15 protein-coding genes are annotated in these 12,043 nt (G+C 69.1%); 5 read left to right on the plus strand and 10 right to left on the minus strand.

All coding sequences use genetic code 11. The features are described 5' to 3' along the window. Nucleotides 1-33 precede the first annotated feature (33 nt). Nucleotides 34-1,131 carry an amidohydrolase family protein gene (locus DFR72_RS21570; RefSeq protein WP_090073996.1) on the minus strand — a complete coding sequence of 366 codons (1,098 nt, stop codon included), beginning with the start codon at nt 1,129-1,131 and terminating at the stop codon, nt 34-36. Nucleotides 1,132-1,143: 12 nt separating this feature from the next. Here DFR72_RS21570 and DFR72_RS21575 point away from each other — a divergent pair, with 12 nt between their 5' ends. Next, nucleotides 1,144-2,454 (plus strand): type I glutamate--ammonia ligase, encoded by a 1,311-nt coding sequence (locus tag DFR72_RS21575; protein ID WP_245983276.1) that lies wholly within the window; start codon nt 1,144-1,146, stop codon nt 2,452-2,454. Here DFR72_RS21575 and shbA read toward each other — a convergent pair. The 8 genes from shbA to DFR72_RS21605 form a co-directional block, all read right to left on the minus strand. After that, the gene (shbA, locus tag DFR72_RS21580) at nt 2,435-2,926 is read right to left on the minus strand and encodes an RNA polymerase sigma factor ShbA (protein WP_245983327.1); all 492 of its coding nucleotides are present in this window, start codon (nt 2,924-2,926) and stop codon (nt 2,435-2,437) included. The genes DFR72_RS21575 and shbA overlap by 20 nt on opposite strands. 233 nt (nt 2,927-3,159) lie before the next feature. Beyond that, complete coding sequence (locus tag DFR72_RS21585; protein ID WP_090073940.1) at nt 3,160-3,837, minus strand: sigma factor-like helix-turn-helix DNA-binding protein; 678 nt, start codon at nt 3,835-3,837, stop codon at nt 3,160-3,162. 102 nt (nt 3,838-3,939) lie between these two features. Beyond that, nucleotides 3,940-4,506 carry a sigma-70 family RNA polymerase sigma factor gene (locus DFR72_RS21590; protein ID WP_090073938.1) on the minus strand — a complete coding sequence of 189 codons (567 nt, stop codon included), beginning with the start codon at nt 4,504-4,506 and terminating at the stop codon, nt 3,940-3,942. 85 nt (nt 4,507-4,591) lie between these two features. Next, nucleotides 4,592-4,810 (minus strand): hypothetical protein, encoded by a 219-nt coding sequence (locus tag DFR72_RS46375; RefSeq protein WP_211335473.1) that lies wholly within the window; start codon nt 4,808-4,810, stop codon nt 4,592-4,594. Between the two features lie 43 nt (nt 4,811-4,853). Then, the gene (locus tag DFR72_RS46380) at nt 4,854-5,123 is read right to left on the minus strand and encodes a class I SAM-dependent methyltransferase (RefSeq protein WP_211335474.1); all 270 of its coding nucleotides are present in this window, start codon (nt 5,121-5,123) and stop codon (nt 4,854-4,856) included. Nucleotides 5,124-5,129: 6 nt separating this feature from the next. Next, nucleotides 5,130-5,309 carry a class I SAM-dependent methyltransferase gene (locus DFR72_RS46385; RefSeq protein WP_211335475.1) on the minus strand — a complete coding sequence of 60 codons (180 nt, stop codon included), beginning with the start codon at nt 5,307-5,309 and terminating at the stop codon, nt 5,130-5,132. Continuing rightward, the gene (locus DFR72_RS21600; RefSeq protein WP_090073934.1) at nt 5,306-5,875 is read right to left on the minus strand and encodes a sigma-70 family RNA polymerase sigma factor; all 570 of its coding nucleotides are present in this window, start codon (nt 5,873-5,875) and stop codon (nt 5,306-5,308) included. Before DFR72_RS21600 ends, DFR72_RS46385 begins: the two co-directional genes overlap by 4 nt. Nucleotides 5,876-5,975: 100 nt before the next feature. After that, on the minus strand, nt 5,976-6,695 hold the full coding sequence (locus tag DFR72_RS21605) for a class I SAM-dependent methyltransferase (protein WP_090073932.1): 720 nt from the start codon (nt 6,693-6,695) through the stop codon (nt 5,976-5,978). 33 nt (nt 6,696-6,728) lie between these two features. Between DFR72_RS21605 and DFR72_RS21610 the strand changes: the two genes are divergently transcribed. From DFR72_RS21610 to DFR72_RS21625, 4 genes are all read left to right on the plus strand, one after another. Beyond that, complete coding sequence (locus tag DFR72_RS21610) at nt 6,729-7,574, plus strand: ParA family protein (RefSeq protein WP_090073930.1); 846 nt, start codon at nt 6,729-6,731, stop codon at nt 7,572-7,574. Then, complete coding sequence (locus DFR72_RS21615) at nt 7,567-8,328, plus strand: DNA-formamidopyrimidine glycosylase family protein (RefSeq protein WP_090073926.1); 762 nt, start codon at nt 7,567-7,569, stop codon at nt 8,326-8,328. The genes DFR72_RS21610 and DFR72_RS21615 overlap by 8 nt, the downstream gene beginning before the upstream one ends. 32 nt (nt 8,329-8,360) lie before the next feature. Next, nucleotides 8,361-9,599 (plus strand): cytochrome P450 family protein, encoded by a 1,239-nt coding sequence (locus DFR72_RS21620; protein WP_170176342.1) that lies wholly within the window; start codon nt 8,361-8,363, stop codon nt 9,597-9,599. 61 nt (nt 9,600-9,660) lie between these two features. Beyond that, complete coding sequence (locus tag DFR72_RS21625; protein WP_090073922.1) at nt 9,661-10,638, plus strand: quinone-dependent dihydroorotate dehydrogenase; 978 nt, start codon at nt 9,661-9,663, stop codon at nt 10,636-10,638. A gap of 3 nt (nt 10,639-10,641) precedes the next feature. Here the strand turns inward: DFR72_RS21625 and DFR72_RS21630 are convergent, their stop codons facing one another. Then, nucleotides 10,642-11,913, minus strand: coding sequence for a solute carrier family 23 protein (locus tag DFR72_RS21630; RefSeq protein ID WP_090073920.1), 1,272 nt, complete (start codon nt 11,911-11,913; stop codon nt 10,642-10,644). Nucleotides 11,914-12,043: the final 130 nt, after the last annotated feature.

Consider the following 12,043-nt stretch of genomic DNA (forward strand, 5'->3'; position numbering starts at 1 on the left):
ACACCCCTTTCGAACGTGAGTTCGACGCAAATCCTACAGTTTGTAAACTCGCGAGGCGTTCTCCGACGCGATCAGCCGTGCGATGCGGTGGGCGTCGTCCTCCCCGAACGCATCACTCCGCAGCCCATCGGCCAGGAAGTCCGACAACGCGCGCCGGAACAGCAACGCGCCGAGGTAGTACAACTCGGGCAGGGCGAAGGCATCGGAGGAGAACAGGAACTTCCCGTACGGCACGATCTCCAGCGCCTCGGCGAACACCCGCGACGCCTGATGTCCCAGCCCGTGCGTCGCCAGCCCGAGATCGCAGAACACGTGCGGGAACACCTGCGCGAGGTACCCGGCCTGCCGGTGGAACGGGTAGTTGTGCAGCAGCAACACCGGCACACCGAGGGTGGCTGTGGCCCTCAGGAACGGCGTCAGCAACGACGGATCGCACCGGTGCAGGTCGAGGTCCGAGTCGCCGTACCCGACGTGGAACTGCAAAGGCAGCCCGGCGTCCAACGCCTCCCAGGCCAGCCAGGTGATCACCACCGGGTCCTCCAGCCGCCCGGACGACCACGCCGCCACCGCGCGCTCCACCTCCGCGTCGGCAGGCCGCACGCCGGGAAGACCCAGCCCGGTCCGGTACGCCGCGACGGACTTCGCCCCCACCGCTGACGACGAGGCGAGCCGCGACCGGACGAGGTCGACGAACTCCGAGGGCGAGACCGAAGGCCTCGAGGTCTCCGCCAGGGCCTCCAGCCGCACGATCTCGTGCGCCACACCCCCGCCCAGCCCGGCCAGCTCAGCGGCCGACAGCAGCCGATCGGGCTGGAACCCGCCGTCCACCAGGAACGTGTGGATCCCGGACGCCATCAGGAACGTGCGCGACACCTCGGCGATGTGCAGCGAGTTCCGCCGTTCGAGGTACTCGTCGGCGGACGCGTGCCGAGGCAGGTCCAGCAACGGCGCGCACCAGCGCCGCACCGCGAACCCCAGGGCGGAGTCGAAGAACGACCCGCCGAGCGGGGACACCGCGTCGGCTTCCAGCAACAACGACTCGAACTCCGGGCGAGCGCTGTCGGTGCGCAACACACCGTGGCAATGGTGATCTACCAGCCCGAGTTCGGCGACGAACGGCAAGATGCCCATACCCTCAGGATCGTGGACTCTGCGGAACGGGACCAGCGGTTCGACCGGGCGACGGAACTCTTCGACGGGCTCAACGCGCGGAACGTGAGCGTCGTGGCGCTCACCTGGGTCGACAACAGCGGGATCATCCGCACCAAGTCCGTCCCCCTGCGCAGACTGGCGCACGCGGCGGCGCACGGCGTGGGCGCGTCACCGGTGTTCGACGTCTTCCTGTTCGACGACTGGATCATCCAGGGCCGGTTCGCCGGCGGCCCGGTCGGCGACCTGCGGCTGCACCCCGACCTCGAGCGCCTCACCGTGCTCGCGGGCCAGCCGGGCTGGGCCTGGGCGCCCGCCGACCGCCACTTCCAGAGCGGCGTCCCCTACCCGATGGACCAGCGCCTGCAGGCCCGCAAGGCCGTCCGGAACCTCGCCGACGCGGGCCTCACCGCCCAGGCGGGCTTCGAGGTCGAGTGGTGCCTGGGCAAGTCCGGCACCGACGACTGGGTCCCCGCGACCAGCGGGTCCGCGTACGGGCACGCCCGCCAGGTGGAGCTGTCCGACTACTGCGTCGACCTCCTCGACGCCCTGGACCAGCAGGACGTCGAGGTGCTCCAGTTCCACCCCGAGTACGCCGCCGGCCAGTTCGAGGTCTCCACCGCGCCGGAGGACCTGCTGGCCGCCGCGGACACGGCCGTGCTCGTCAAGGAGACCATCCGCGCCGTCTCGATCCGGCACGGCATGCGCCCGTCGTTCTCCCCCAAGGTCGTCAACGGCGGCGTCGGCAACGGCGGCCACCTGCACCTCAGCCTCTGGCGCGACGGCACGAACCTCTTCGACGGCTTCCAGGACGAGGCGAGGCAGTTCAGCGCGGGCGTCCTCAACCACCTCCGCGCGTTGTGCGCGATCGGTGCGCCCTCTCTCGCGAGCTATCTCAGGCTCGTGCCGAACACGTGGGCCGCACCGTTCGTGGCGTGGGGCGAGGAGAACCGCGAAACGGCGCTGCGCCTGATCCGGGACAACCTGGAGATCAAGTGCTTCGACCTGACCGCGAACCCGTACCTCCTCGTCGCGGGTGTGGTCGCGGCCGGCCTGGACGGCATCGCCACGCAGGCCGTGCTGCCCGAGGGCCTCAACGTCGACCCTGCGCTGCTCGGCGACGTCCAGCGCCTGCCCACGTCGCTCAAGGAAGCCGTCGACGAGTTCGAGAAGGACACCGTGCTCACCAAGGCGTTCGGCCAGGAGCTGGCGGGCACGATCGCCGACGTGCGGCGCGGTGAGATGGAGCGGTACACGGACGCGAGCCCGCAGGGAATCGCCAACATCACTCGCTGGCGTTATTGAGCTCCTTGCGCAACCGCGAGAGCGCACGGTGCTGCGCGACCCGGACCGCGCCGGGCGTCGACCCGACCGCTTCGGCCGTCTCCTCCGCCGACAACCCCACCATCACGCGCAGCACGACGATCTCGCGCTGCTTCTCGGGCAGCACGCGCAGAAGCGTCGCCATCTGGTCCGAGAGCTCTCCTTGCATCGCGCGCTGCTCAGGCCCGGCCGCGGTGTCCATCGACTCCGGCAGCTCGGACACGGCCTCGGCGCGGTTGCGTGAGGCGCTGCGGAACGAGTCCGCCACCTTGTGCGCCGCGATCCCGTAGACGAACGCCAGGAACGGACGCCCCTGGTCGCGGTACGACGGCAGCGAGGTCAGCACGGCCAGGCACACGTCCTGCGCAACGTCGTCCGCCGACGCGAACGATCCGACGCGCGCACGGCAGTACCGCACGATCAACGGCCGGATGGTGCCGAGCAGCCGTTCGATGGCGGCGCGATCACCGGCGACAGCGCGCGCGACGTGCTCGTCCGCGGTCTGCGGCCGGCTCGAGTAGTAGGAGGGCGCCGGCGGGTCGACCGGCTCCTTGGTTCCACCAGCAGTCCGCTCGACCAACGCATCGAGGGTCCCCCTGGAGGCGGAGACCGGCCCACCCACGGACGAGCCCTGAACGGCTTCCGCGGGCACCTTGCGGTGCAGGCCGGGTGTGAACTCCACGCAGATCACCGTTCCTCTTCTGGACGCCGGCGCACCGCGAGACGCGCTCGCCGGATCCGTCCTTCGACCGCGCGCGGGGTGAGTCGCATCAACTCACCGATCTCCGCATGCGAATAGCCCTGGTCATGAAGGAAGAGCAACCGCTTGCCGTCCTCGCTCAGCGTCGCGAACGCGGCGTTCGCCGCCGCCTGCTCGATGACCGCGTCCTCGGGCGTCGTCTCGGTGACCACGTGTTCGAGCGAGGCGACGCTTTCCACGAGCCGTACGTCCTGCCAGCCGTGTGCACGCGTCTGCCAGCGCCGGTACACGTTCGGGAACGCGAGCACGCACGCGTTGACGAAGTACTCGTCCAACGGCAGTCCGTGCTCCGCCGACCACTCCCGGCCGAGCAGACCCCGGTCCCGGAAGTAGACGAACCCGTCGTACACCGCGTCGCTCGCCAGTTCCTCGGCTTCCTGCGGCGGGATGTCCTGCTTGTTCAGGTAACGGCCCTGATGCCCGCAGCGGGAGAACATGGCGCCGGACCGCACGAGTTTCGTAACGATCAGCAGCCCGCGCCCGAGAAGCTGGCGGTGGAACTGGTCCCAGCGGACACCGGTGAGCCCCGACTCACGGAAGTGCTGAACCAGCACCCCGTCCATGCGCAGCCGCTCGGCGGCAAGCGCTGAGTCCGAACTTCCCATGCCCCCTGGTCCTTATGTCGGTGTCTTCCTGCCTCTAGGTATGTCGTTTGGGTGCGTCCACCCCACGCACTCGCCACGACTGGTAACAAACGCAAACGAATGTCACCCGATCGGGACAGCCAAAGACGCGATTTCCTTGCGAAGGCGACCGAGCGCCCGGTGCTGGGCGACGCGAACCGCACCCGGCGTGGACCCCACGGCTTCCGCGGTCTCCTCCGCGGACAGACCCACCACGACGCGCAGCACGAGGATCTCGCGCTGCTTGGCCGGCAGGAGGTGCAGCAGCTGACCGAGCGTGCCGTTCAGCTCGTCCTGGAGGACGAACTCCTCCGGTCCGACGCCCCGCCCGGCTTGGTCGGGCACCTCCGCCACCGGCTCCGCTCGGTTACGAGCGAGCGCGCGATGCGCGTCGGCGACCTTGTGCGCGGCGATGCCGTAGACGAACGCGAGGAACGGTCTGCCTTGCTCCCGGTACTTCGGAAGGGCCGTCAGCACGGCCAGGCACACCTCCTGCGCGACGTCGTCCGCAGTTGTCGCGGAGCGACCGACACGCGCGCGACAGTACTTCACCACCAGCGGTCGCAGGTAGCGAAGTAGCTGGTCAGTGGCCCTGGGCTCGCCTTGCACGGCCAGGTTGACCAGTTCTGCGGACAAAGCCGAACTCTCCATTCGAAGCGCCCCCTCGTCGACGTCTCGTGGAGGAGACGTGCGACGCGTCACTTCTTATGCGGAAAGTAGGGAGTAACTTCAAACGTCACCCGTTTGTAGCAACGAGCAGCGGTGGGTAATAGGCGTGGAGCAACCACTCCGCGTAACCGAAACCCGCTCGTTCCGCCAATTCGGTGATTTCATGACGAGCAATCGCCCAATACCGTGCCTTGCCCACCACGACGCGCCACGAGTCGGCCTCGTGCAGCCGGAACATCTCCAGTTCGTACTGATCGCCGTCCCAATGCCACAGCTGGAACCACACGACCCGTCCCGGCCCGACGGTCGGAGGAGTCGACGACGGCCGCTCATTCCGGATCGCGTCGTAGTCGCGCGTCGAAAGGAGGAGCCGGCCTCCGGGACGGAGCCACGCGCCGCATTTCCCGCAACGCCGCCAGGACGTCCTGAGCCGTCAGCAAATGGGGTAGCGCGTTGTCCGCCGCGAGCACGACGTCGAACGAGGCGTCCGCGAACGGTAGTGAGCGCATGTCCGCGGCGAACGTGGGCAACGTGACGCCACGCGCAGAGGCTTCCGCAACGGCCCGAGAAGCCGCCTTGGGACTCAGATCAGCGCCCACGACCTCCTAGCCGCGCAGCGCCAGACCGATCGCTTGCGTGCCGATGCCGCACGCACAGTCGAGAACGCGCGCGCCCGCAGGGATGAACTCCGCGAGCTGCGACGCCTGCCGGGCCATCGACGCGTCCCAGTCCGGGAACATCAGGTCGTACGTCCCGGACAGGTCGTCGTAGAAGGCGCCGGTCAAATCAGTTCCTCGACCCCCACGGACGTGCGGAGCTTGGCCAGCGCACGGTGCTGAGCCACCCTCACGGCGCCCGGCGTCGACCCGATCGCCTCGGCCGTCTCCTCCGCCGTCAGCCCGACCACCACGCGCAGCAGCAGGATCTCGCGCTGCTTGTCCGGCAGGCCCCTCAGCAACTGACCCAGTCGCACCGAGAGCGAGCCGAGCAGCGCGCTCTCCTCGGGGTCGACGGCCAGCGACGGGCCGTCCGGCACCTCCGCGACGGGTTCGGACCGGTTGCGCGCCGAGACCCGGTGCGCGTCCGCGACCTTGTGCGCGGCGATGCCGTAGACGAACGCCAGGAACGGTCTTCCCTGCTCGCGATAGGTGGGCAGTGCCGTGAGCACCGCCAGGCAGACCTCCTGCGCCACGTCGTCCGCCGACGCGTACGCCCTTTCGTTGCGACCGACGCGCGCACGGCAGTACCGCGCCACGAGCGGGCGCACGGAGGCCAGCAGCCGTTCGACGGCTTGCCGGTCACCCGCAACGGCCTCGTTGACCAAGGAGGCCAGCAGGTCGGAACTTTCCATCGCGTTGGTTCCCTACGTCGGCAGCGGAGACATTATCTTTCGCCGCCGAGTTGTTTGGGACCACTCATCAGGGTCATAAAAGTCCCGATTGCAAAGCGTTTCAGGCGGAGCGGCGGGCGAGCACGTGCAGGCGGGCGGCGACGTCCCGGAGCGGGGAACGCGTGGCGGCGGCCAGTTCCAGCTCGGCGAGTGCGTCGGCGGCACCCGGATTCGCGTCCAGCACCACACCGGGCACGAGGTCAGAAACTACCCCGTGACCCTGCAGGACCTCCACGGACAGACCGGCGTCCAGGACGAGTTTCTCGAGCCCGGCGACGTCGAACCGGCGCTGCAACGGGTCGCGGGTGCCCGCGAGCTGGCCCGCGTCGTCGTCCAGCAGCCTGCGCGCGTCGACGATGCGGCCGGCGATCGCGCGGTGCAGGATCGCCGCGAACCGGTTCGCGACCAGCACCGACACCGCACCACCGGGGGCCACCGCGGCGGCCAGCGAGGCGAGCGCGGCGGGCGCGTCGTCCACGACCTCCAGCAGCCCGTGCGCCAGCACCAGGTCGGCCTCACCGGCGGGAACGCCCAACGAGTCCGTGTCGCCCTGGACTGCGTTGATCGTCACACCGGCCTCGCGCGCACGGGTGTTGAGCGTGGCCAGTGCGTTCGGCGAAGGCTCCACGACCGTGACCGCACATCCCATTGCGGCTAGGGGCACGGCCCAGACACCGCTGCCACCACCAACGTCGAGCACACGGGGGTGTTCTCCACCCCTGCGCTCGCGTGCGGCGGCCAATTCGGCGTCGAGCACCCTCTGTACGGCGTCCGGTCGCATGTCCAACAGAGTAGGAGACCCTAGAGTAGGTCTGTGCATACGGTGTCCGTGCTCAGCCTCAAGGGAGGCGTCGGCAAGACGACGGTGGTGCTCGGCCTGGCCTCTGCCGCTCTCCGCCGTGGTGTCCGCACTCTGGTGATCGACCTCGATCCCCAGTGCAACGCCACGTCGACGCTGGAACCAGAGGAGTCCAAGGCCAGCATCTACGACGTCCTGCAGGACCCGTCCGAGGAGAACCTCGAAGAGGCGATCCGCCCGAGCAGGTGGGGCGACGGCATCGACGTGCTGTCCGGGTCCGAGGACGCGGAGCTGCTCAACCACCCGGATCCGAACGAGTCGAGGCTGCACCGGCTCAAAGACGCGTTGCGCACGTTGCGGGACATGTACGACGAGTTCCCGTACCACCTCGTGCTGCTCGACTGCCCGCCGTCGCTGGGCCAGCTGACCCGCTCGGCGCTGGTGGCGGCCGACCGCGCGCTGCTGGTCACCGAGCCGACGATGTTCGCGGTGGCGGGTGTGCAGCGCGCCTTCGAGGCCGTGCAGAACGAGCGTGAGAGCAACAACGCCGACCTGCAGCCGCTGGGTGTCGTCGTGAACCGCGTGCGGCCGCGTTCGCACGAGCACCAGTTCCGCATCGAGGAGCTGCGTGACATCTTCGGGCCGTTGGTGATGCCGGTGGCGTTGCCGGACCGTCTCGCCGTGCAGCAGGCACAAGGCGCGTGCATGCCGATCCACGAGTGGGGTACTCCAGGCGCGCGTGAGGTGGCGCTGGCGTTCAACCTGCTGCTCGCCCGCATCCAGCGCATCTCGCGGAGCCGGCGCCGGGCCGTGCACCACGACTTCGACGACGACGAGATCCAGGAAGCGGTGGATGCCTGAAGGGGACACGGTCTTCCTGGCCGGTCATCGCATGCACGAGGCGCTGGCCGGGAAGACGCTGCTACGCGGGCAACTGCGTCATCCCCGGCTGGCCGCACTGGACCTGACCGGCCTGGACGTGCTGGGTGTGCGCACGTACGGCAAGCACATGTTCACCCGGTTCTCCGACGGCAACAGCCTGCGCAGCCACTTCCGGATGGACGGCTCGTGGCACCTCTACCGGCCCGGTGAGCGCTGGCGTCGTCCCGCGCACCAGGCCCGCGCGGTCTTCGAGGTGGACGACCGGCAGGCCATCGGATTCGCGCTGCACGACCTGGAGTTCCTGCCGACCGCCGATGAGGATCGGCTCATCTCCCATCTCGGTCCTGATCTTCTGGCATCCGACTTCGACGCCGCTGAGGCCGTTCAGCGGTTGACCGCGGACCCTTCCCGGGCGATCGGGCTCGCATTGTTGGATCAGCGGGTCATGGCCGGAGTCGGCAATCTCTACCGCGCGGAAGTTTGTTTCCTGTTGCGCGTTCTGCCGACCGCTCCGGTGTCATCTGTGGACGCCTCACGTGCGGTTGCTCTGTCACGCAAGCTCCTGCAGGCCAACCAGTGGCGGCCCGAACAGAGCACCACCGGCGACCTGCGCGTGCAGCACTACGTTTTCGAGCGGACCGGCAAACCCTGTTTGCGTTGTCGCACAAGAGTCCGATCGGACGAGATCGACGGCAGATTCGTGTACTTCTGCCCAAAATGTCAATCAGATTGAACCGAGACGCTCTTCCAGCCGTGTCCCCCAATATGGCGGTCGATCTGGATGCGTTGCGCCCCGGCTTCACCGATGACCCGTACGCGGTGCTGAAGAGCCTGCGCGACGCAGGTCCCGTGCACCGGGTCGAGACCTTCGGCGTGCCCATGTGGCTCGTAACCCGCTATCCCGACGTGCGCGCCGCTTTGGACAACCCGCTGCTGTCCTCACACGGTTCCGCGCTCGCCGAACCCCTGCGCGGCCATCCGCACTTCGCGTCGTGGTGGTTCGGCGACCTGTCGGACCACATGATGAACAGCGACGAGCCTGATCACACCCGTTTGCGCCGTGCGGTGTCGAGCCAGCTCACGCCGCGCCGCATCGCCGCACTGCGTCCCCGCATCGAGCAGGTGGCCGCCCAGCTCGCCAACGACTTCGCCGACTCCGGGCGCTGCGACCTCATCGCGGACTTCGCCGCGCCGCTGCCCATCACCGTGATCATGGAACTGCTCGGCGTCCCCGCCGTCGACCAGGAGAACTTCCGCTACTGGGCGGACGTGGTCACCGGGCTGGCGGACGGCGACGCGTCTTCTGCCCGCGAGGAGACATCGGGGTATCTGCGCGACCTGGTGACGCACAAGCGGACGTCCGGCGACGACGACCTGATCGGCGGCCTGGCCCGCTCGACCGGCGAGGCCGCGCTGTCCGACAGCGAACTGGCCTCGCTGGCGTTCCTGCTGCTCGTGGCCGGTTACACCACGGCCGTCGACCTCGTGGGCAACGGCGCGCTGGCGTTGCTGCGCCACCCCGAGCAGCTCGAACTGCTGCAGCGCTCGTCGTCACTGCTGCCGGGCGCCATCGAGGAGTTCCTGCGGTTCGACGGCCCGACCTCGCACCTGCTGCGGTTCGCGACGCGGCCGCTGACGATCGGTGGGGCGCAGGTCCAGGCGGGCGACGTCGTGCTGCTGTCGCTGGCCTCCGCCGAGCACGACGGCAACCGGTACCCGCGGGCCGACCAGCTCAACATCGAGCGGGCGGACCGCCAGCACCTGGCCTTCGGACACGGCATCCACTTCTGCCTGGGCGCGCCGCTGGCCCGGCTGGAGGGCGAGGTGGCGTTCCGGACGCTGCTGGGGCGGTGCGCCGGACTGGCCCTGGACACCTCACAGCCGCTGTCGTGGCGGGTCTCGCTGGGCAGTCGCGGGTTGCGGGGGCTGCCGGTGACGTTCCGGACCAAGCCCACGATGCCGCTGGACGAGCAGGCGACCATCAAGGTGCCGAAGCCGCTCTAGCCGCCAGCTGCGGACCAGAGGGCCGTGCGACCACCCTGAGCTGGCGTTATAGGGTGGGCGCGTGGTGTACAAGCAGGTGGTTCGCAGGGCGTTGTTCGGAATGCACGGCGGCGACGCGGAGCGGGTCCACGAGACCACGCTCGACGTCATGGCGAGGCTGAGCCCGCTGGCGCGGTTCGCCCGCAACCAGAACAACCCGCGCACCGTGTTCGGCGTGCGCTTCCCGAACCCCGTGGGGCTCGCGGCGGGCCTCGACAAGGACGGACGGGCGTTGCCGGCGTGGGGTGCGCTGGGTTTCGGGTTCGTCGAGGTCGGCACCGTCACGTGGCACGCGCAGCCGGGAAACCCGAAGCCCCGCCTGTTCCGGCTTCGTGAGGACGAGGCGATCATCAACCGGATGGGCTTCAACAACGCGGGTGCGCAAGCGCTTGCCGCGAAGCTCGACAGGACGCCGCTCAGGGCGCCACTGGGCATCAGCCTCGGCAAGTCCAAGATCACCCCGGTCGAGGACGCCGTGCAGGACTACCTGAACTCGCTGAACGCGCTGAAGGGCCACGGCGACTACTTCGCCATCAACGTCAGCTCGCCCAACACTCCCGGTCTGCGCAGCCTCCAGGACAAGGGCGCGCTCACCGAGCTCGTCGCGACCCTGACCGCGGCGACGGACAAGCCGATGCTGGTCAAGATCGCGCCGGACCTCACCGAGGACGCCATCGCCGAGGTCATCCAGGTGTGCGTCGACAACGGCATCAAGGGCCTCATCGCCACGAACACCACCCTCAGCCGCGAGGGCCTCACGAGCGCGCACAGGACCGAGACCGGCGGGCTCAGCGGCAAGCCGCTCACCCAGCGCGCGAACGACGTGGTCCGGTTCATCACGAAGAACAGCGACCTGCCGGTCATCGGTGTCGGCGGCATCGCGTCCGCCGACGACGCCAAGCGCATGATCGACGCCGGCGCGAGCCTCGTGCAGATCTACACCGGGTTCATCTACGAAGGTCCTGGCCTCGTGTCGAGGATCAACCGGGCGCTGAAGTGAGGGCTAGGTGTGGCGCGCGGCCCTGAGCCAGCGCATCACGGGGTGCAGGATCACGACGAGCAGCGAGCCCCACACCATGCCACCCATCTCGAGGTCGCCGATCTCGATGGTGAGGTCGCCGACTCCGGCCACGAGCGCCGCGCCGCCGACCATCGCGTTCGCCGGGTTCGCCAGGTCGACGCCGCGGTCCATCCAGATCCGCACGCCGACCAGCACGATCAGGCCGTAGAGCACGAGCGTGCAGCCGCCGAGCACGCCCGGCGGGATGGTGCCGAACAGCGCGATGGCCTTCGGGGAGAACGCCAGCAGCGTGGCGAACACGCCGGCGAACGCGAACGCCGCCGTCGTGTAGACGCGGGTCACGGCCATGACGCCGATGTTCTCGGAGTACGTCGTGGTCCCGGCACCGCCGCCGAGGCCGGACAGGGCGGTCGACAGGCCGTTGGCGATGATCGCGTCGCCCGCGCTGCCGTCGAGGTTGCGGCCGGTCAGCGCCGCGACCGCCTTCACGTGCCCGACGACCTCGGCCACCAGCACGATCACGACGGGCAGCATCAGCAGCACCACGGACGGACGTAGTTCGGGCTGGTAGAGCTTGGGCAGTCCCACCCAGGCCGCGTCGCGCAGCGCGGCGAGCCGTTCCGACGACACGGCGCCGAACGCCAGGCCGCCCATCCAGATCGCGACGAAGCCGATCAGGATCGAGAACCGGAACACCAGGCCGCGGCCCAGCACGCCGGCCAGCAGGATCACGAGGGTGGTCAGGCCGGCGATCAGGGGCTGCTCGCTGAAGTTCGAGGTGGCCTGGCGCGAGAGGTTCAGCCCGATGAGGATCACGACGGCGCCGGTGACGACCGGCGGCATGACCGACTCCAGCAGCCGCACGCCGAGCGCCTTGACCGCGATGCCGACGACGATCACCAGCAGGCCCGCGGCGACGACACCGCCGAGTTGTGCCGCGATGCCCTGCTCGCGCGCGGCCACCAGTGGGGCCACGAAGGCGAAGGACGAGCCGAGGTAGCTCGGGACGCGGTTCTTGGTGATGACGAGGAAGAGCAGCGTGCCCAGGCCGGAGAACAGCAGGGTGGTGGCGACGGGAAGACCGGTGGCGGCGGGAACGATCACCGTCGCGCCGAACATGGCGACGAGGTGCTGCACTCCGAACCCGATGGTGAGCGGCCAGCTCACCCTCTCCTGGGGCGCGACGGTTTCACTGTCGGTGATCCGGCCGTCCCCGTGCACGGTCCACAACGCCAACGCACTGCCTCCCGGCATTCAGCCGGACTTCCCGCAGACCGGCCCCGGAATCCTGCCACGCCATGTAGCGGCTACGGCTAGATAACGGTCCGATAATCACACGATTGCCCTAAAGATCTCCAGAGAGAACCGCCGAATAGGCGCACGC

The sequence above is a fragment of the Lentzea flaviverrucosa genome, assembly GCF_003350445.1.
Lineage (GTDB): Bacteria > Actinomycetota > Actinomycetes > Mycobacteriales > Pseudonocardiaceae > Lentzea > Lentzea californiensis.

What these genes read in the sequence shown, in the direction of transcription:
- DFR72_RS21620 (WP_170176342.1), top strand. Translation starts at nt 8,361, where the DNA reads ATGGCGGTCGATCTGGATGCGTTGCGCCCCGGCTTCACCGATGACCCG.
- DFR72_RS21570 (WP_090073996.1), bottom strand. Translation starts at nt 1,131, where the DNA reads ATGGGCATCTTGCCGTTCGTCGCCGAACTCGGGCTGGTAGATCACCAT.
- DFR72_RS21615 (WP_090073926.1), top strand. Translation starts at nt 7,567, where the DNA reads ATGCCTGAAGGGGACACGGTCTTCCTGGCCGGTCATCGCATGCACGAG.
- DFR72_RS21605 (WP_090073932.1), bottom strand. Translation starts at nt 6,695, where the DNA reads ATGCGACCGGACGCCGTACAGAGGGTGCTCGACGCCGAATTGGCCGCC.
- DFR72_RS21630 (WP_090073920.1), bottom strand. Translation starts at nt 11,913, where the DNA reads ATGCCGGGAGGCAGTGCGTTGGCGTTGTGGACCGTGCACGGGGACGGC.
- DFR72_RS21600 (WP_090073934.1), bottom strand. Translation starts at nt 5,875, where the DNA reads ATGGAAAGTTCCGACCTGCTGGCCTCCTTGGTCAACGAGGCCGTTGCG.
- DFR72_RS21585 (WP_090073940.1), bottom strand. Translation starts at nt 3,837, where the DNA reads ATGGGAAGTTCGGACTCAGCGCTTGCCGCCGAGCGGCTGCGCATGGAC.
- DFR72_RS21590 (WP_090073938.1), bottom strand. Translation starts at nt 4,506, where the DNA reads ATGGAGAGTTCGGCTTTGTCCGCAGAACTGGTCAACCTGGCCGTGCAA.